21 protein-coding genes are annotated in these 18894 nt (G+C 49.6%); 7 read left to right on the forward strand and 14 right to left on the reverse strand.

Annotated elements, in window-relative coordinates:
* Nucleotides 1–105, forward strand: a 105-nt coding sequence (locus tag ACPV3A_RS31895) for an IS3 family transposase (protein ID WP_426203773.1), incomplete at its 5' end; no start/stop codon positions are given.
* 124 nt (nt 106–229) lie between these two features.
* On the opposite strand, the gene ACPV3A_RS31900 is transcribed toward ACPV3A_RS31895, so the two are convergent.
* The 4 genes from ACPV3A_RS31900 to ilvB all read right to left on the reverse strand — a co-directional run bounded on the left by ACPV3A_RS31900 (nt 230) and on the right by ilvB (nt 5321).
* The gene (locus ACPV3A_RS31900) at nt 230–1768 is read right to left on the reverse strand and encodes a 2-isopropylmalate synthase (RefSeq protein ID WP_426203749.1); all 1539 of its coding nucleotides are present in this window, start codon (nt 1766–1768) and stop codon (nt 230–232) included.
* 166 nt (nt 1769–1934) lie between these two features.
* Nucleotides 1935–2927 carry a ketol-acid reductoisomerase gene (ilvC, locus tag ACPV3A_RS31905; protein ID WP_009589347.1) on the reverse strand — a complete coding sequence of 331 codons (993 nt, stop codon included), beginning with the start codon at nt 2925–2927 and terminating at the stop codon, nt 1935–1937.
* 164 nt (nt 2928–3091) lie between these two features.
* Nucleotides 3092–3577: an acetolactate synthase small subunit gene (ilvN, locus tag ACPV3A_RS31910; RefSeq protein WP_071222673.1), complete on the reverse strand. Its 486-nt coding sequence runs from the start codon at nt 3575–3577 to the stop codon at nt 3092–3094.
* A 1-nt stretch (nt 3578) separates the two neighbouring features.
* Complete coding sequence (ilvB, locus tag ACPV3A_RS31915) at nt 3579–5321, reverse strand: biosynthetic-type acetolactate synthase large subunit (protein ID WP_426203751.1); 1743 nt, start codon at nt 5319–5321, stop codon at nt 3579–3581.
* Between the two features lie 598 nt (nt 5322–5919).
* Between ilvB and ACPV3A_RS31920 the strand changes: the two genes are divergently transcribed.
* On the forward strand, nt 5920–6369 hold the full coding sequence (locus tag ACPV3A_RS31920) for a GNAT family N-acetyltransferase (protein WP_339219521.1): 450 nt from the start codon (nt 5920–5922) through the stop codon (nt 6367–6369).
* Here ACPV3A_RS31920 and ACPV3A_RS31925 read toward each other — a convergent pair whose 3' ends face one another.
* From ACPV3A_RS31925 to ACPV3A_RS31950, 6 genes are all read right to left on the reverse strand, one after another.
* Complete coding sequence (locus ACPV3A_RS31925) at nt 6370–6711, reverse strand: hypothetical protein (protein WP_194544337.1); 342 nt, start codon at nt 6709–6711, stop codon at nt 6370–6372.
* A 205-nt stretch (nt 6712–6916) separates the two neighbouring features.
* A complete protein-coding gene (gene rplT / locus ACPV3A_RS31930; RefSeq protein WP_071222669.1) occupies nt 6917–7276 on the reverse strand; it encodes a 50S ribosomal protein L20 in 360 nt (119 codons plus the stop codon).
* 30 nt (nt 7277–7306) lie between these two features.
* Nucleotides 7307–7507 (reverse strand): 50S ribosomal protein L35, encoded by a 201-nt coding sequence (gene rpmI / locus ACPV3A_RS31935; RefSeq protein ID WP_007127239.1) that lies wholly within the window; start codon nt 7505–7507, stop codon nt 7307–7309.
* 26 nt (nt 7508–7533) lie between these two features.
* The gene (gene infC, locus ACPV3A_RS31940; protein WP_071222668.1) at nt 7534–8028 is read right to left on the reverse strand and encodes a translation initiation factor IF-3; all 495 of its coding nucleotides are present in this window, start codon (nt 8026–8028) and stop codon (nt 7534–7536) included.
* A gap of 281 nt (nt 8029–8309) precedes the next feature.
* Nucleotides 8310–9548: a glycosyltransferase family 2 protein gene (locus ACPV3A_RS31945; protein ID WP_071222667.1), complete on the reverse strand. Its 1239-nt coding sequence runs from the start codon at nt 9546–9548 to the stop codon at nt 8310–8312.
* A gap of 287 nt (nt 9549–9835) precedes the next feature.
* The gene (locus ACPV3A_RS31950) at nt 9836–9985 is read right to left on the reverse strand and encodes a hypothetical protein (protein ID WP_194544338.1); all 150 of its coding nucleotides are present in this window, start codon (nt 9983–9985) and stop codon (nt 9836–9838) included.
* Nucleotides 9986–10215: 230 nt separating this feature from the next.
* Here ACPV3A_RS31950 and ACPV3A_RS31955 point away from each other — a divergent pair, with 230 nt between their 5' ends.
* Nucleotides 10216–11343 (forward strand): MGDG synthase family glycosyltransferase, encoded by a 1128-nt coding sequence (locus tag ACPV3A_RS31955; RefSeq protein WP_426203752.1) that lies wholly within the window; start codon nt 10216–10218, stop codon nt 11341–11343.
* A 117-nt stretch (nt 11344–11460) separates the two neighbouring features.
* On the opposite strand, the gene trmB is transcribed toward ACPV3A_RS31955, so the two are convergent.
* Both trmB and ACPV3A_RS31965 read right to left on the reverse strand, forming a co-directional pair.
* Complete coding sequence (gene trmB / locus ACPV3A_RS31960) at nt 11461–12174, reverse strand: tRNA (guanosine(46)-N7)-methyltransferase TrmB (RefSeq protein ID WP_194544340.1); 714 nt, start codon at nt 12172–12174, stop codon at nt 11461–11463.
* Between the two features lie 188 nt (nt 12175–12362).
* The gene (locus ACPV3A_RS31965) at nt 12363–12545 is read right to left on the reverse strand and encodes a hypothetical protein (protein WP_194544341.1); all 183 of its coding nucleotides are present in this window, start codon (nt 12543–12545) and stop codon (nt 12363–12365) included.
* Between the two features lie 306 nt (nt 12546–12851).
* Between ACPV3A_RS31965 and ACPV3A_RS31970 the strand changes: the two genes are divergently transcribed.
* The 4 genes from ACPV3A_RS31970 to ACPV3A_RS31985 all read left to right on the forward strand — a co-directional run bounded on the left by ACPV3A_RS31970 (nt 12852) and on the right by ACPV3A_RS31985 (nt 16466).
* Nucleotides 12852–13805, forward strand: coding sequence for a TIGR01212 family radical SAM protein (locus tag ACPV3A_RS31970; protein WP_426203753.1), 954 nt, complete (start codon nt 12852–12854; stop codon nt 13803–13805).
* Nucleotides 13805–14395: a class I SAM-dependent methyltransferase gene (locus ACPV3A_RS31975; protein WP_426203755.1), complete on the forward strand. Its 591-nt coding sequence runs from the start codon at nt 13805–13807 to the stop codon at nt 14393–14395. The genes ACPV3A_RS31970 and ACPV3A_RS31975 overlap by 1 nt, the downstream gene beginning before the upstream one ends.
* 73 nt (nt 14396–14468) lie before the next feature.
* Nucleotides 14469–15437, forward strand: a complete 969-nt coding sequence (locus ACPV3A_RS31980) for a type I phosphomannose isomerase catalytic subunit (RefSeq protein ID WP_426203757.1) — start codon at nt 14469–14471, stop codon at nt 15435–15437.
* A gap of 57 nt (nt 15438–15494) precedes the next feature.
* Nucleotides 15495–16466 carry an alpha/beta hydrolase gene (locus tag ACPV3A_RS31985; RefSeq protein WP_194544343.1) on the forward strand — a complete coding sequence of 324 codons (972 nt, stop codon included), beginning with the start codon at nt 15495–15497 and terminating at the stop codon, nt 16464–16466.
* A gap of 212 nt (nt 16467–16678) precedes the next feature.
* On the opposite strand, the gene ACPV3A_RS31990 is transcribed toward ACPV3A_RS31985, so the two are convergent.
* Together ACPV3A_RS31990 and ACPV3A_RS31995 are read right to left on the reverse strand one after the other, a co-directional pair.
* On the reverse strand, nt 16679–16855 hold the full coding sequence (locus tag ACPV3A_RS31990; RefSeq protein WP_426203759.1) for a hypothetical protein: 177 nt from the start codon (nt 16853–16855) through the stop codon (nt 16679–16681).
* 222 nt (nt 16856–17077) lie between these two features.
* Nucleotides 17078–18859 (reverse strand): B12-binding domain-containing radical SAM protein, encoded by a 1782-nt coding sequence (locus ACPV3A_RS31995; RefSeq protein ID WP_426203761.1) that lies wholly within the window; start codon nt 18857–18859, stop codon nt 17078–17080.
* Nucleotides 18860–18894 lie beyond the last annotated feature (35 nt).

Here is an 18894-nt window from a genome sequence, read left to right on the forward strand (position 1 = left end):
AGGAGCCAAATTACGGAGTATATTTCGTTTTACAACATGGAACGTTTCCAAAACAAACTGGGCGACCTCTCCCCGATTGAGTTTCGGGAAAAAGTCGCCGCTTAATAAAATCTCTTTTTTTAATGTCTACTTGACGGGGCTATGACCACAGCGGCCCCTCTTTTCCTTTTGAATATCTCCTGCAGGCAAAACGATGCGATTCAGAGCTACCATGTACTCTAAGTATGGATTACAGCGTAGCACGCTCACGCCGGCTAAACGTTTTGCGTTTCTCGATCAGGACGTTAACCGCATCCACGTAAGCTCTTGCACTTGCTTCCAGAATGTCGGTGCTCAAGCCGCGGCCTTGCGCTGCCACGTCGTTTTGCGACAGCACGACATGCACTTCACCTTGAGCATCCTTGCCGTGCGTTACCGATTTGATGGAATAATCCGCAAGCGCAACCTCTTCGCCGGTCACCTTGTCGATCGCGTTATAGATCGCGTCGACGGAACCGTTGCCCTCGGCCTCTTCCTCAATCGTCTGCTCCGCAGTCGCAATACGAACCCGCGCCGTCGGTGTGGATTCGTTGCCGTAAGCAACAAAAATCGTTTCCAGCTTGAACACTTCCGGCGTATCGATCAGTTTCTCTTCCAGCAGAGCCAGCAGATCCTCATCGGATACTTCCTTCTTCTTGTCGGCGAGCACCTTGAATTTGGCGAATGCGTCATTCACCTGTTCTTCGCTCAGCTCATAGCCCAAATCCAGCAGCTTCTCCCGGAAAGCATGACGGCCAGAGTGTTTGCCTAACACCAGCTTACTTTCTTTGAGCCCGATAGACTCAGGCGTCATAATTTCGTAAGTTGTCTTTTCTTTCAGCATGCCGTCCTGATGAATACCGGATTCATGGGCGAACGCGTTCGCGCCGACAATCGCTTTGTTGCCCGGCACGACCATACCGGTCAGCTTACTCACAAGGCGGCTCGTGCGGGCGATTTCCGTTAGTGCCAGCCCCGTCTTCGCTCCAAAAAACTCGGAGCGCGTCTCCAGCGCCATCGCAATTTCCTCAATGGCGGTATTACCTGCACGTTCGCCGATTCCGTTGATCGTTCCTTCGATCTGATCGGCCCCGTTCAGAATGGCGGCAAGGGTATTCGCCGTCGCCATACCCAGATCGTTATGGCAATGCGCGCTCAGCTGCACCTTCTCGATATCCGGAACATTTTCCTTCAAGTATTTGAATATAGCCCCGTACTCCGAAGGATTCAAATATCCCACGGTATCCGGAATGTTAACGACATTGACGCCTTCCCGTACAGCCATGCCTACGACCTCAGCCATAAAATCCAGCTCTGTCCGGCCGGCATCCTCCAGGGAAAACTCCACTTTGGAAAAGTATTTCTTGGCATAACGGATCGAGGCCTGCGCCGTTTCCAGCACCTGCTGCTTCTCCATCCGCAGCTTGAACTTGCGGTGAATCGGGGAAGTCGCCAGGAATACGTGTATGCATGGATCCTGTGCTCCCTGAAGCGCTTCGCGAACCGCATCGATGTCACTCTCTCTGGAACGTGACAATCCAATGACCGTGACGTCTTTAACCGCGCGCGCCACTGCGTTCACAGCAGCAAGGTCACCGGGTGACGCCGCTGGAAAGCCTGCTTCCATGCGGTCGATTTTCAACTTTTCGAGTTGAAGGGCAATTTCCACCTTTTCCCGAGTGTTCAAATTCACGCCAGGAGACTGCTCTCCATCTCTCAGCGTTGTATCAAAGATATAAATCTTTCGCATGTCGGCACCTCCTTGAAGTTTATCGCTTGACGTAAACATCCGGCGGCAGGTTGACTTAATCCCCTGCCGCCGGCTGCTTTAATCTAACGGGTTCCCTGCAGCAGCACCATCATCTCATGCTCGACTGCTCCATACCCGGAAGAATTCTTATGAATTCTATATATTCTTATTTTTTGATCCAATGCATCATTTCGCGAAGTTCCGCACCAACCACTTCGATCGGATGCTCGGACTCGTTGCGGCGGGTAGCTGTCAGGAACGCACGGCCCGATTGGTTCTCAAGGATAAAGTCGCGAGCGAATTTACCTTGTTGAATATCGGAGAGGACTTCTTTCATTGCCTTCTTCGTATCTTCGGTTACCACACGAGGGCCTGTTACATAGTCGCCGTACTCCGCTGTGTTACTGATGGAGTCGCGCATGCTTGCAAGACCACCTTCATAGATCATGTCTACGATCAGTTTCAGTTCATGCAGGCACTCGAAGTATGCCATTTCCGGCGCATATCCAGCTTCAGTCAACGTTTCGAAACCAGCTTTAACCAATGCGGATACACCGCCGCACAATACCGCTTGCTCACCGAACAAGTCCGTTTCGGTTTCTTCGCGGAAGGAAGTTTCGATAACGCCTGCACGAGTACAACCGATACCTTTTGCATAAGCAAGACCGATCGCCTTGGCTTGTCCAGTTGCATCTTTCTCGATTGCAATCAATCCAGGTACGCCAAAGCCTTCAACATACGTACGGCGAACCATGTGACCTGGGGATTTAGGAGCGACCAGAAGGACATCGTTGTCTTTAGGAGCTACGATTTGACCAAAATGAACGTTGAAACCGTGGGAGAACATCAGTGCCGCGCCTTTTTTCAGGTTTGGCTCGATATCGTTCTTGTATACCGCTGCTTGCGTTTCGTCCGGCATCAGGATTTGAACTACATCTGCACGGCTAACGGCTTCGGCTACAGGAAGCACTTCGAAACCATCGTTTTTCGCTTTGTCGAACGACTTGCCTTCACGAAGACCAATGACAACCTGAAGTCCGCTGTCGCGCAGGTTTTGCGCTTGAGCATGACCTTGGCTTCCATAACCGATAACCGCGATTGTTTTGTCTTTTAACACGCTGAGTTCTGCATCTTGTTCATAATAAGTAGTAATTGCCATTTGTATAAGTCCTCCTTTGATTTTAAAGACCCTTCATGATGAGCGGGTATCTCAATAGACCGATCCCTTTCCCGATCTGCTGAGACACCCGCTCATGCCATGCAGGTGTCTAACGCTTATATTGCAATAACTTTGTCATCCGGATAAAAGAAAAACGTAAATCATTACGCGTTACCGCGAATCATCGCGGTAACCCCGGTACGGGAAAGCTCCTGGATGCCATACGGCTTAAGCAGCTCGATCATGGCATCGATTTTGACGGTATCGCCAACTACCTGAACCATCAGGTTAGCTGTGCCGATATCCACGACGGATGCACGGAATGTCTCGACAACGCCCATAATTTCCGGTCTGGCCGATGGCTCGGCTTTTACTTTGATCAGGGCGAGCTCTCTGGCTACCATCGGTTTCGAGCTCAAGTTAATAACTTTAATGACATCGATCAGCTTGTAAAGCTGCTTCTCCACCTGCTCCAGCGTCGTTTCATCACCGGTGGTTACGATAACCATCCGGGACAAGCCGGATTCCTCCGACTGCCCCACGGTAATGCTCTCGATGTTAAAGCCCCTGCGTCCGAATAACCCGGATACGCGCTGCAGGACACCCGGCTGGTCGTTCACTAGTACGGCAATGGTATGTTTTGTACTCATCTTACGCATCCCCCATCAGCATTTGATCGATTGTCGACCCTTGCGTCACCATCGGATACACGTTCTCGCCTTTCTCTACAACGAATTCAACGAGGACGGGTCCCGGTGTTTCCATCGCTTCGGCCCAAGCACGCTGTGCTTCTTCTTTCGTGGTGGCACGAAGTCCTTTGACACCGTAGGCTTCAGCCAGCTTGACGAAATCAGGGCTGCCTGCCAGATCGATGTGGCTGTAACGGTTATCGTAAATGAGCTCCTGCCATTGACGAACCATTCCTAGTACCTGGTTGTTGATGACAACGATTTTTACCGGAATGTTGTTGATGGCACAGATGGCAAGTTCTTGCGAACACATCTGCATGCCGCCATCCCCGTTGATCGAAATGACCAGGCGATCCGGATGCGCCATTTGGGCACCAATCGCGGACGGGAATCCGAAGCCCATCGTTCCGAGACCGCCGGAGGTGATCCAGGAACGCGGCTGGTTGAACTTGTAATACTGAGCGGCCCACATTTGGTGCTGGCCAACGTCAGTCGTTACAATCGCTTCACCCTTTGTCGTATCGTTCAGCATTTCGATAACCCATTGCGGCTTCAGCACAGTATCTGAATCGACGTAACGGAATGGATATTCGGCTTTCCATGCTCTGATCTGGTCTCTCCACGCATCTGCTTTCGCTGCGTACGGAACGAGCGGATTCAACATTTCAAGCACGGTCTTCACGTCTCCGACAATCGGGATATCGGTTGGCACGTTCTTGCCGATCTCAGCCGGGTCGATATCGATATGAACGATCTTCGCATGTGGCGCGAAACCATCGAGCTTGCCTGTAACCCTGTCATCGAATCTTGCCCCGATATTGATCAGCAGGTCCGACTGCTGAATACCATGGTTCGATGTGTAGGTTCCGTGCATACCCGGCATTCCCGTCCACAGCTCATGGCCGCTTGGGAAGGCACCCAGACCGAGAAGCGTTGTCGTGATCGGAATCCCGGATTTATTCACGAATTCGTACAGCCCTTCATGAGCTCCGGAGTAAATCACGCCGCCGCCAGCAAGGATCATAGGACGCTCGGCTTCCTCAATCGCGCGGGCTAATTTATCCAACTGAAGTTTGTTAGGTACCGTCCGGGGATTGTATCCTCTCAGTTGAATTCGTTCTTCCGGCTGGAACAGCGTCGTTGCGGCGGATACATCCTTCGGAATATCGATCAGTACCGGACCTTTGCGGCCGGTTGAAGCGATATGGAAGGCTTCGTGAATCACCCTTGGCAGATCCTTTACATCCCTTACCAGATAGCTGTGTTTCGTAATCGGCATCGTGATGCCCGTAATGTCCGCTTCCTGGAAAGCGTCCGTACCGATCAGGGTTGTTGCAACGTTACCGGTTATCACAACGAGTGGAACGGAATCCATATAAGCTGTTGCGATACCGGTCACAAGGTTCGTTGCCCCCGGTCCTGAAGTCGCTATGCACACACCGACTTTGCCGCTTGCGCGAGCGTAACCGTCAGCTGCATGAATGGCGCCTTGTTCATGACGGGTCAAGACGTGATTGAAGTCCTCAAAACCATACATGGCATCGTAGATGTACAGGACCGCCCCGCCCGGATATCCAAAGACGCATTCGACACCTTCGAGCAGAAGACTCCGAAGCAAGATTTCCGATCCGGTAATCACTTCAGGCTTCAACCATTTCTCTCGTAATTGTTCTGTAGACCGCACTTCTGGAGTTTGCGCGCTCATCAGTCATCCTCCTCTCAAATATTGGCACTCTTCATTCAAGCAACAAAAAAACCTTCCGTCGCCACACCCGGAGTATCTCCGTGTGAGGGACGAAAGGTTTAGCTTCCGTGGTACCACCCATGTTTGCCCTACACTTCGCAGTGTAAAGCCTCAGCAGGTATGAAGAACACAATGAACACAGCTCTTCAATATCTGCAGTCCGTAACGTGGACTAAGACGATTCCCCCTAATAAACGCTGTTACGACTTAATGCGATAAAGTCATAGCGTAGCATCTTTCAGGGAAACAGCTCCGAGGTGAGCTCGTATAAAAGGGGTTTTGGTGGTGGTTTCAGCTGGTCCATCCACTCTCTGAGCAAAAGAGCCCTTTAAACTTCGTCCTCATCATTGCCGATTGGATATTTTCGTTAAAATGTTTAGAAACATTATATGATTCATTCATTCCAGAAGTCAACACATTTATTTTACTTCCGATGAAAGGTTTTCATTCACAATTGGAGCAATCCCTTCGCTTCCTTGATGCAAAACACGCTCTTAAACCCTGCTACATATGATAAATGGAGCTATCCTTAATAGCGGTGAAGGGAGGAAACAACACGATGATCCGCTATCGAAAACCGGAGCAGGATGATCCGATGATTCAACAACTCATTGAGTCCCAACTCGTCCCGCTTTCCCATATGACAAAAAAAGAGCTGGACATCATCCGCAAGGATATTCCCTCTCGATTACGACGCGGCGTGACCCTTGTTGCTTCGCCTCAGGATAACGATAAAATCATTGCCTTTATCCATTTTATGATGCACGGCGAACTGCTGTATATCGATATGCTGGCCGTCGCATCCACCGCACAGCGAAGACGGTGGGGCGTCCGATTGATGGAGCATGCCGAACGTTTCGCTGTATCCCGCGGATGCAAACGCGCCAAGGTCATGGTCGATATTGGAAACCAGACCGGCCTTAACTTTTACCGCAAGCTCGGCTACACGGTTACAAGAATCATCGAACCGAGCCGCTGTTATGAGCTAGAGAAGATTTGGTTCCTCTAATTACCAGAAGAAACCTGGCCCAAAGCCTGGCCCGAATGCGCCATACCCCGGTCCGAATCCGCCGTATCCCCCTGGGTAGCCTCCCGGATATCCACCGAATCCGCCACCATAGCCTCCACCGAACGCATAAGGTGCCGTCCCAATGGCAAGAAGGTCAAACAATGCGAGCGGAAGAATCGCCTTGGTTCTCACTTTTTTCCCCTTGGTTGCCGGTTCAACAAAAAGGCGGTTGCCGGAAACGCGTACCAGCTTGCCTGTCACCATCGTCCCGTCCTTCTTATACGCTACGATCTGTTTGCCCACATATGATTTCACTTTTGCCTTGCTGACAGGCTTGTGCATAAGATCCCTCCTCAGGTAATATACATTTCAATCTATTCCGGAAGGAGTTCCCTTGCTTGTTTCATGGCCCTTACGATGGCTAAAGATAGGTGAAAAAGCTCGTCCTGCCCAGCATTCAGCACTTAGGATCCTTATGTATGACGGACAGGAGCGAAAAATAAAAAAACCGCCGTAATATTACGGCGGTTTCTTCATACACGTATAATTAAGCGTTCACTTTTTCTTTAGCTACAGTAGCCAAAGAATTAAACGCGTTCAGGTCATTAACAGCCAGATCAGCCAGCATTTTACGGTTAATGTCCACGCCAGCAAGCTTCAGACCATGCATCAATTTGCTGTAAGACAGACCGTTTTGACGAGCAGCCGCGTTGATACGAACGATCCACAATTTACGGAAATTACGTTTCGTTGTACGACGATCCCGGTATGCATAAACGAGGGATTTCATTACCTGCTCGTTCGCTGTTTTAAAAATGCGGTGTTTGGAACCGAAATAACCTTTCGCAAGCTTCAATACTTTTTTATGTCGACGACGAACGACAAATCCGCCTTTAACTCGTGCCATATCAAAAGACCTCCCAATAATTGTTGTTTACTATTTCAAGTTAGCCAGACCTTGCTTCAAACGTTTAACATCTCCAGGCGCCATAACTGGGCTATTGGACAATACGCGCTTCGCACGCTTGGATTTGTGGGAAAGCAAGTGGTTTTTGTAAGCTTTATAACGTTTAACTTTACCAGTACCAGTAATCTTGAAGCGGCCTTTCAGGCTGCTATGTGTTTTCATTTTAGGCATTGTAGTACTTCCTCCTCTAATTTCTCTTAGGCTTTTGGAGCCAAAATCATAATCATGCTGCGGCCTTCCAATTTCGGTTGACGTTCAATAACGCAGAGATCCGCCACTTCCACCTTCACGCGCTCCAAAATCTTCTGACCAATGTTAGCATGGGTGATTTCACGACCACGGAAACGCACGGAGCATTTCACTTTATCGCCGTCTTTCAAAAACTTAACGACATTGCGAAGCTTGGTTTGATAATCATGCTCCTCAATGTTGGCTCGGAACCATACTTCTTTGATATCCACAATTTTCTGGTTCTTACGTGCTTCCTTCTCTTTCTTCTGCTGCTCATAGCGGAATTTACCGTAGTCCATGATGCGGCATACCGGCGGTTTCGCCTGAGGGGCCACGTTCACCAGATCCAGATTGAGATCAATTGCCATTTGCAGTGCTTCACGAATCGGCTTGATCCCGATTTGCTCACCTTCGGCACCAACCAAACGTACTTCCTTGGCCCGAATCTCGTCATTGATCATATGTTCCTTACTGATAGTCCTCCACCTCCAAATTACTTGTTGTTCCTGTTTGCAAAAAAAAATAAAGGGATGACGGGTTAATCACCGACATCCCTATTTGATACTCATCTCACAAATGAAGTTAAATCCATTCATTGATTTCGTGATCAAACCAGCCAACACATGTCGGTCAGGTGAGAAGCGGCGCTTCTGCTTGCAATCAGATATTCTGTTTAACAGACTACGATAGTATAACAGGTCATCCTATCTTCTGTCAACACAGATGCAATATAAATATTGGATTAGCCTTGTTTGCTTTGAACTTCTTCAAGGCGTACAACCCGGGTGTGCTCCGTATGACTCCACTGCTTGTTGTTCTGCGTGAAGAACGCATACACCGTGATAGGATACCACGACAGCAGGTAAATCGGGAACAGCACCAGATACATATACACTTTCTTGTATTTCACTTTCTCCAGAATCATCGCGATCATGAACGTGAACACATTCGCCGCGATCGCTGTAAAGCTCAGCCAGAGCGGTAAATATCCGTACAGATTAGCGATATTCGGACCATCGAAGAATGAGCTGTCAACCCAGATGATGGCCGTCAGCAAGAAAGTCAGCAGTACGATGTAAACGTTGACTCCGTACAATGCCAAGTCCAGCTTCACGAGGCTGCGTTCTTTAATGGCACGCCACAACAGCGGGAAGAAATAACGACGGGCAACCGTAAAGTGACCCTGCATCCAGCGCAGACGTTGTCTGGCGGAAGCCTTAAACGTAAGCGGCTTTTCGTCAAATACCTTCGCGTCATAGTTGAACTTCGGATACACGCCGCGCATAACGCTGCGCATCGTGAACTCCAAGTCCTCAACCAGACTGGTTGCACCCCAGCCGATCTCCTTCAAGAGATTGGTCTCAAAGCACATTCCCGTACCGCCGAGGAAGTTCGCCATGTTCAGATTGCTGCGGGAGAGCTGCCACAAGCGGTTGATATACCAGTAAGATACCCCGTAAGAGGCAGTGATCCAGGAATCCTCAGGATTCTTGGTATCGATATATCCCTGGATAACTCTTGCTCCAGAGCAGAGATCATTGTTCATTTCGTTCAAGAAATTCGGAGCGGCCAGATTATCCGCGTCAAACATGACAACCGCATCATACTGGCGCGGCATCGCCCAGAGCTCTTTCAGCATCCACTCGATGGCATAACCTTTGCCTCGCAGATTCTGATTCGTGCGCACGCATGCGTTCATCCCGTGGGCACGGACGATCTCTGCAGTACGATCTGTACAGTTGTCGCAGATGACAAATACGTCGTACAGATGCTTCGGATAATCAAGCTGTTTCAGGTTCTCCATTAATGCACCGACAACCTGTTCTTCGTTGTGCGCAGCAACTAACACTGCAAATGATTTATTGGGTTCAAACTGTTGTTTCTTTTTTCTTTTGACCAGACCAAACAAAGAGAATACGAACTGGTACACACCCACCGCGGCCAAGAATAGTTGGAGCGCGATAAAGATGGCGTCTGTCATGATTCTCCGTTACCCCCTTTTTTATAACCCGAGAATGTTTGTTATTTTTTTCTCTCTAAGTTTTTCGCTTTTTTTTGTTGTTGCTATGACCCTGTGACTTGTGTCTGTCCTTCTAGTAGCCTCGGTGCCGCGGGGCAACTTCGCACGTCATACACGATTTTCCACACTTTTGAATCTTTTGTCAAAACCGTGGAATGCTCTAATTTACGGAAAAACTTCGTAAAAGAGCTCAGCTTGCAATGTCGTTTGCCAGCAAGCTTCGTTTCAAACGGCTTTAGTTCTTATTTTCATCCGTTTCCTTGCTTTTTATTTCTCTTGGCTGCCCATTTTTTCTTTTTCGACTTGTCCGCCAATAAATAAACGCAACAGACACCCAAAAAGTTTTCGTTTTTCATTGCTCTTTCTCTAATAAACTTTTTGATGTCCGTTTGAATCATTGTAGCGGCATCTCATACTCAAGTCAAAAGACCACGGACCCTGATTTTCTACAAAATGCGCGCTGCTGACTAACTCCTTAAGTAGCAAGGCGCCAGCGAGAAGTTTGCCGAACAAAGTTTCCGTTTCCGGGACCAAAGTCCCTGAAACATAAGTGGAGAACGGTTGATTTCTTTTCCCAAAGTCGATATGTTAAAGTTAAAGAATAACGCTGCAGAACGGGTGAAAAGTAGTGGCTAAAAAAAGAGTCTTGCTGTTATCTGAAGGGTTCGGTGCAGGCCATACACAGGCCGCTCATGCACTCTCCAGCAGCCTGCGCCAGTTATCGCCTAGCGTACAGACCAAAGTTCTCGAGCTCGGGAGCTTCTTGAACCCTAAAATCGCTCCACTGATCATTTCGGCCTACAGAAAGACGATTACAACTCGCCCGAGATTGGTCGGGTACATGTATCGCCATCAAAAGTCCTTTAATCGCTTTACGGCTTTAGCACTTCACCGAATGTTCTATACAAGCACCAAAAACGTGGTTAGACAGCTCAAACCCGACATCATTGTTTGTACCCATTTTATACCAAGTGCGGTCATCTCGCGTTTGAAACGACTGGGCATTGATGTGCCTCTGTGTACCGTTATTACCGATTATGATGCTCACGATACATGGATCAGTCCAGAGGTCGACCGATATTTCGTGTCCACGCCGGAGGTGAGGCGAAAGCTGCTCAATCGCGGGGTGTCCCAAGCCAAAATTCAGGTTACCGGCATTCCGATCCATCCCGACTTCTGGACGCATCCGAGCAAGAAGGAAATCAGGGAACGATTTAATCTGTCCGATATGCCTACCGTGCTTGTAATGGGCGGAGGCTGGGGCATCATGAATGACGAAGTGGTGCATGAATTTCTGACCCGATGGCGCGACGAAGTCCAGATCATATTTTGCCTCGGCAATAACGACAAGGGACGCGAGGAGATGGAGAACAACCCCCGGTTCCAGCATCCGAACATCCAGATTTTGGGCTTTACGCGCGAGATCGACAAGCTGATGGAGGTGTCGGATTTGCTCGTTACGAAGCCAGGCGGGATGACATGCACCGAAGGCTTGGCCAAAGGAATCCCGATGCTGTTTCATCAGCCTCTTCCGGGACAGGAAGAAGAGAACTGCCAATATTTCACCGCGCAAGGTTTGGGCGAACCTATCCATTCGCTGGATGTTCTTGCCAACTGGATGAACAAACTGCTTCATCAATACGATGTGATTCAACAGCAACGGGCGCAAAATTTGCGAGACATCGAGCGATTCCATCCGATGCAAAGCGCACGCAGCATCATCGACATGCTGGAAAACGAAAAGGTGTACTCCTAAAGAGGGAGCACACCTTTTTTTGCGCCGTTGTCCGCAAACACGTCATCGAATTGATAGATTTCCTACTATTATAATAGATGCAAGCGCTATCATCGAAGAAACTCTACCATATAGACGTTATTTACCGTATTTTTCAAGACGATTCTTATGGTAGGAAGCAAGTGCTTCCTTGCCAACAATGGCCTCGCAGCGATGTATTTGCATACCTTGACCGACGAATTTCGTCTCGTACTCAGTCATCACGTGTTCTTCGTTCAGTCCGTCCCGGTGCAGATCCAGCGAAATATTCGTCATTTGCAAACCATAATCGGCAAATGCATTCAGGGAGAACTCAAAAAGCGTAACCGAATCGGTCTTGAAATGAATTTCCCCGCGCTCGTTCAGGATCTGGGAGTACTTGTCCAAAAAACGCGGATGCGTCAAACGACGGCGGGCATGCTTGGATTTTGGCCACGGATCGCTGAAATTTAAATATAAACGTTCGATCTCGCCGGGTTCAAAAACCTGCTCGACATTCTCGATATTAAACAGCGCCAGCTTCAAATTCGGCGGGGTATCGACACCGTCCTGAGCCCAGACATTGCGTCCCTTTTCGCTTGCGCGGCGAATCAGCTCGTCGTACATGTCCACCCCGATAAAATTCACATTCTGATGTTTGTAACTCATCTGGCTTATAAATTGACCTTTGCCCATGCCGAATTCGACATGGATCGGGAGGTCATTGCCAAATAATGAAGCCCATTTCCCTCTATATTGACCGGGGTCCAAAACGACCAGGTCTTCCTGCTGCTCCAGATTTTCCCGTATACCTTTTCTTCCTCTTAAACGCATGTCATACCTCCGAAACTTTCCAAGTAAATTTAGAATGATATCCCGATACTGCATTTATTGTGACGAAGTTACTCCCAAAAGTAAAGCCCCATAGAAAAAGGAACCTATACTCTGCTTAACGCAAAGGCTTAGGTTCCTCTTTCTTATATTTGGAATTGGGGTTCCGCGATGGTTAAACTGTGAATAGTCTACCTTTCATTCGACGTAAATTCAAACGTCTTCTCAAAGGCGGCCCGAATCTTGCGACGTGCCGAAGCCTTCACGTCCTGGTTGGAGTTAAACTCCACGCCAGTAAGGGCTAAAGCTTCGTTCGGGGTAAGCTCCACAGCGATCTTGTCTCTACTGTCATTCTTTACTGTCGATGAATTCATTCGTAATCACCTCACGGTATTATTGTATCCATGACGTCACACAAATATGAATCCTATCCGATATATACCCATGCCAAAATTGCTTGAATCATATTTTTATTTTTCTACTTTAAATATACCAATTATATGCAATTCATTCAAGTAACAACATCTTAATTAGGCTTGAAGACCTGTATATAACGCAAAGTTTTATTTTTTGTTACAATGGACATATCTGCTTAAGGATAAGTTAAGTAAAACATGTATACTTTGAGGCACGGCAATCCCTGTCTCTATTCATCTTATGCGGCTATAAAAGGAGCACACATGAGTACATCACTTAGACCCGCCCCAACATTATGGGGCGACAAACGATTTCATACATGGAATTACGAGATGCGCAGCCAATTCCAGGAAAAAGTATTCAAGGTTATGCTGGATGCGGGCTTTACGTGCCCGAACCGCGACGGCACGATTGCCAAGGGCGGGTGCACCTTCTGCAGCGCCCGCGGCTCCGGTGATTTTGCCGGACGACGGCGGGACGATCTTGTTACCCAGTTCAACACCATCCGTGACCGGCAGCACCAGAAGTGGCCGAGCGCCAAATACATCGGTTATTTCCAAGCCTATACCAACACTTATGCTCCGGTAGAGGAGCTTCGGGAGTACTATGAAGTCATTCTGCAGCAGCCGGGCGTTGTCGGTTTATCGATCGCTACACGCCCGGATTGCCTGCCAGACGACGTCGTGGAATACTTGGCCGAGCTGAATGAGCGAACCTATCTCTGGGTGGAAATGGGCCTGCAAACGATCCATGATTCCACCTCCGAGCTGATCAACCGTGCCCATGATACCGAATGTTATCTGGAAGCGGTCGAAAAGCTGCGCAAGCATAACATTCGTGTCTGCACACACATCATTTATGGCCTTCCGCAAGAGGACCACGAGATGATGCTCGCCACCGGCCGAGCGGTCTCCAAGATGGATGTGCAGGGAATCAAGATCCATCTGCTGCACCTCATGCGCAAGACGCCGATGGTGAAGCAATATGAGGCGGGGCTGCTACGGTTCCTGGAACAGGACGAATATATCAGCCTTATCGTAGATAGCCTGGAGTTTTTACCTCCCGAAATGATCGTGCACCGTCTGACCGGAGACGCTCCACGGGATCTCTTGATCGGACCGACGTGGAGTCTCAAGAAGTGGGAAGTGCTTAACGGCATTGACGCCGAGCTCAAGCGCCGGGATACATGGCAGGGTAAATTGTTGGGGGGATCCTGATGGGCTTCCTCTCGGTTTTGAGTTTTGCTCACAAGCTCGTGTCCGAAAGGCTGCGGCCTGGAGACATTGCGCTGGATGCGACGGCGGGAACCGGGGCCGATACGCTGTATCTAGCTAAATGCACAGGTTCAAAGGGCAAGGTGTACGCTTTTGATATTCAGGAACAGGCGCTGCAGCTGACTCGTGATCGGCTTGATAAGGAACCGCCCGGCACCCTTGCGGAGGTTACCCTTCAACATCAGAGCCATGCCCTTATGGGAGAATGCGTACCTGAGTGCGAGCATGGCCGTATGGGTGCGATCATGTTCAATCTCGGTTACCTTCCGGCAGATTCATCAGATAAACGGATCATGACGGAAACCGCCAGCACACTCACGGCTCTGGAAGCTGCCATCGAGCTGCTCCGTCCCGGCGGCATTATCACCATCGTGCTGTACCCGGGCCATAAAGGCGGCGATGCCGAAGCGGACGCCGTGCAGGCCTGGGCGGCTGAATTGCCCCCGCACAAGGTGCAAACGATATTGTATCGTGGTCTTCAGCGTTCCGAAGCGCCATATCTCATTGCACTGGAACGGAAGAAGCCGATATGATATAAGTTCTAGGAGAGGTCCCGCACTTACATCCATAGAATATTCCAAACATGATGAAAGGTAGATGATTACCATGACAAAACCATATCCATTATTGTTCCAACCCGAATTTAAAGAGCGTGTGTGGGGTGGCCGTGCCCTGGAGCAATTCGGCCTGGATATTCCTGAAGGACATATCGGAGAAGGCTGGATGATCGCCGACCACCCGAACGGCACGACCAGCATTGTGAACGGTGAACTTGCCGGTCGCGGCCTGGATCAGGTTCGGGAGCAATTTGGACGGGAGTGGTTTGGCAGCAAAGGATTCTCCGAGGTTAACGGACGTTTCCCCCTGCTGATCAAGCTGCTTGACTGCAATGACAACCTCTCGGTTCAGGTGCATCCAACCGATGACTATGAGGGGCTTCCGAAAGGCGAGCTGGGCAAGACAGAAATGTGGTATGTGCTGGATGCGAAGCCGGACGCCAAAATCATATACGGTCTAAAGGAAGGCGTTAGCCGCGAGACGTTGAAAGAGGCCATGGAAAACGGCACGGTTATGGACCAGCTGCAAGAAGTGTCCGTAAAAGCCGGAGACACGTTCTACATACCTGCCGGTACGGTGCACGCCCTATGTGCTGGCGTTGTAGTGGCGGAAATTCAGCAAAATTCGGATACAACCTACCGGATTTTCGATTATAATCGACCGGGCCTTGACGGTAAGCCGCGCGAGCTTCATATCGAGGACTCCTTGAACGTGACGGCCTACGAAGGATCCGGCGCGACCACAATGAGCACGGAAGGAACCGCGCCTGGAGAATGGCTTGAGCTTGCCAAGTCTCCCTATTTTGTTGTCGAGAAAGGCGCTGTTAAAGGTGCCTGGTCCTTGTCCACTTCCGCGGAAAGCTTCACGATCGTCGTGGTATGCGATGGTCAAGGAACCCTCAGCTGGGATAACGGCTCCATTGAGTATACGTCCGGACAATGCTTCCTGCTGCCAGCTAACCTGGGTGCATATACGCTGGACGGGCAATCTACGGTTCTTCGTTCATATCTTCCATAAACAGGGTATAAAGTATTGAAATAAACCATTCGTTTTTGTGGAGGTGTTAGGCCTGAAATGCAAACCGACACGTTTACGATGCTGAATACGCAGGGCATGCATGTTTTTGTATATCAATGGCTGCCGGAGCCGGACCATCCCGTTCGTGCCATCGTGCAAATTGCGCATGGCATGTGCGAAACCGGCATACGATACGAGGAGCTTGCTGAGTTGCTTACAGCACACGGTTACGCTGTGTACTGCAACGACCATCGGGGTCATGGACAAACGTCCGGCCTTACACTTCTCGGCGATGCCGGGGAAGACGGTTTCGAAGGAATGATTGAAGACCTGCTGCTTCTTGCTTCCGAGCTTAAGAAGCGCCATGCCGGTGTTCCACATTACTTGATGGGTCACAGCATGGGGTCTTTTTTGACCCAAAAGATCATGTGTTTGAACGGCGAATTATTCGACGGATTCATTCTGTCCGGCACCAATGGTCCACAGGGACTGCTGGCGTTCGGTTTGAATCTGGCAGCGGTACAAATGCGCCTTCAAGGAAACACGCACCGGAGTCTGATGCTGAACGCCATCGTGTTCGGCCCTTACAACAAAGGTTTCGGCCCTATTCGCACTCCATTCGATTGGTTGTCCCGGGATGAAACGGAAGTGGATAAGTATATCAACGACCCCTATTGCGGTCAGGTATGCAGCGCTCGTTTCTTCCGTGATTTCTTCAAGCTGCTGTCCCAGATCCATAAACCTCAATTGATGGAATGCCTTCTAAAGGATAAGCCGGTCTACATTTTCTCGGGCGAGGATGATCCGGTCGGACACCGCGGAAAAGGCGTACGGCGTTTGATCGAAATGTACCGGAAACATGGCATCCAGGATCTTGAATACCGTTTGTATCCCGGCGGCCGCCACGAAATGCTGCATGAAATCAACCGGGATGAAGTTGCGGCACATGTTCTCGACTGGCTAGAACGGCACACCTCGGAATCGCATGGGACAGCAGACGACGCCGCGAGAATCGAAACCCGTATGTAAAAGAATGTTGCAGGACGAATTAAAAAGGGGGTGTCCCAAAAAGGTCGATTAACCTTTTGGGACACCCCCTTCTCTGTTGTGACGCTGTGCATATCCACCCTTAACCTAAAATTCCTTAGTAAATGGAAACCTTTTTAATTCGACAAGCTATCCACCAAGTAAGTAAACCTACTTAACAGAAAGCCCAGCCCCTTTCAGCCCCTTTCAGCCCCTTACTCTTCCTCGTTCGGCGTGCGGTCGATGATCAGATGCGTGACCTCGGTATACTCGCCATGATTTACTTCATCCTCCGTAGCCTCTTCGCGCAGATCATCATTGGTTTCCATACCCGGCGCAATGGTTGGCTCATCCTGCGGATGCTGTTCCCGCCCCATCTGTTTCCCGTTCATAAACATCCCCTCCTCATCGGTTGATGCGATTAGAATTCCGATCCTCAGGGTGTTTTATTCCGGGACGCCCAGGTTACGGTCCGTTACGGCAACGCAGGGATCATCTTCACGGCTCCAGTCCATGCCAATCCCTATAAGAAAGGTATTTCGCCAAAACGGCAAGCCGCTCACATCAAGTTCCGGTAAGAGTTGTCCTTCGCTAACTCTACTTTGCCTGCTTCGCTAACTCCACTTTGCCTGCTTCGCTAACTCCACAGGCATCGTGTAGTACTGCGGCTGTCCTGTTTCGTTCTGCTGGTACAATACCAACAGCATCGTTGCATGGTCCGCGCTGTCCGGAAATCCGGTGCCGCCCTGGATGGCATCGCTGAGGTTAAACGGCAGCACCTCAATCATCGCATGTTTCTGCAGATCGCGCTCCGTGATCCCCAGATCGGCAAAACCGTCGGACAGGGCCGCAGGCTCCTCTACGATTTTGCGGACATTGGCGGTCCATTGCGCTTTATCCTGGGTATGATCCCACCATATTTTCCGCGGCTTATACTTATGGCCCAGGAAATAATCAAACTTCATGAGACCGGAGACAACGTCCATATGCGGGGTCTTCCGATCTTCAAGGAAAGCCGTTAAACGCGTGAACAGATCCTCGAGCTGATGGCCGATTTTTTGCCAGCCCTGTCCTTCCCAGTAGTCTCCAAACTCTTGGAAGAAATCAAACGGCGACGTAAACTCATGCTTCATCAAATAATTCAGGGTGTGGTCCATCCGGTGCGCATTCCAATACTTCTCCAACACATCCTCCAGCCTCTTCAGTCGGACGATATCCGAGAACGGTAGCACGTCGCTGCCGAGGATCTCATACGGAGCATGGTCCATGTAGGTGTAATTATACTTGTCCGCATCGATCCGCAGCCCGGTTCCGCGGAGCATCTTCAGGAAGCCTAACTGCAGTTCCTCCGGCCCAAGCGCAAATACATCGTTAAACGTTTTGCGGAACGTATCGTAATCCTCTTTCGGAAGACCTGCAATCAAATCCAAATGCTGATCGATCTTGCGGCTGTCCTTGATCATGGTTACCGTGCGCGACAGCTTGGTGAAATTCTGGCGACGCTTTACCAGCTCGTTTGTCGGGTCGTTGGTCGATTGCACCCCGATTTCAAACCGAAAAATGCCGGGAGGCGCATTTTTCGCCAAATAATCCAGCACCTCGGGACGCATGATATCCGCCGTGATCTCAAACTGGAACACGCAGCCGCCATGATTCTCGATAAGAAACTCGAACATTTCAAGCGCGTAATCCCGCTTAATGTTAAAGGTGCGGTCTACGAACTTGATCAATTTTGCTCCGTTCTCGATCAGGTAGAGAATATCCGCTTTAGTCCGTTCAATGTCGTAGTAGCGAACCCCCACCTCAATGCTCGACAGGCAGAACTGGCAGCTGAAGGGACAGCCCCGGCTGGTCTCAAAATAGACAACCCGCTTCCCGAGATGCGGGATATCCTCCGGAAAACGATGCGGGGAAGGCAGCTCTGCCAGAATGCTCTTCGGTCTTCCGGGATTCACAATGACTTCATCCTGCTTGCGGTAAGCCACGCCATAAACGAAATGATACTTCCGGTCCCCTTCAATCGTTTGCAGCAAATGGTGGAAGGTCTCCTCGCCTTCACCCATAACGATAAAGTCGACATTGTGCAGCCGTTTCATCCAATACTCCGTATCGTAGGATACTTCAGGTCCGCCCAATATGATCGTGACCTCCGGCATAATCTTCTTCACGATATCGATCACTTTAATCGTTTCTTCAATATTCCATATATAACAGGAGAATCCGATCACATCCGGCTTGCGCTGGAACAGGTCGGAGACGATATTCATCACAGGGTCCTTAATCGTGTACTCCGTCAGTTCGATATCGAAATCCTTCTCGCTGTATGCCTTCAGGCAGCGAATGGCTAAAGAGGTATGAATGTACTTGGCATTCAAGGTTGATAGTATGACTTTCATAGTAGGGTCCACTTTCTTTCTACATAATGTAAATT

It is taken from the genome of Paenibacillus sp. Dod16 (assembly GCF_049893405.1).
Classification (GTDB): domain Bacteria; phylum Bacillota; class Bacilli; order Paenibacillales; family Paenibacillaceae; genus Paenibacillus_AQ.